General features: G+C 39.9%; 1 protein-coding gene. It reads right to left on the bottom strand.

The genetic code is table 11. The annotated features are described in order from the left end of the window. A partial coding sequence (locus CHH91_RS18630) for an orotidine 5'-phosphate decarboxylase / HUMPS family protein (protein WP_176465865.1) occupies positions 1-174 on the bottom strand: 174 nt, incomplete at its 3' end. Positions 175-263 lie beyond the last annotated feature (89 nt).

Below are 263 nucleotides of genomic sequence, written 5' to 3'. Positions count from 1 at the left end.
TGCCAGGACTGTTAAGTTTGGATAAGCCTTTTTCATTGCACGTACAGCTTCGTGACCTAAGCTATTAATGATTGGCGTTCCAATTTCTACTACATCAATAGAATCTTGAACTTCCGCTACAAGCTCAATCGCTTCCGGTATGTTAACAAGATCTAATGCTAATTGTAATTTCATGTGCACAATCTCCCTTAGTAAATGTGATTTGACAGAGCGTACCTAGTCTTGCCAATTTCGGTTAGACTATTTACTTCGCTGCCTGGATG

Source organism: Virgibacillus sp. 7505 (assembly GCF_002272135.1).
GTDB lineage: Bacteria > Bacillota > Bacilli > Bacillales > Amphibacillaceae > Terribacillus.
Note: the sequence above shows the minus strand (reverse complement) of the source record. Positions and strands in the feature narration are given on the sequence as shown.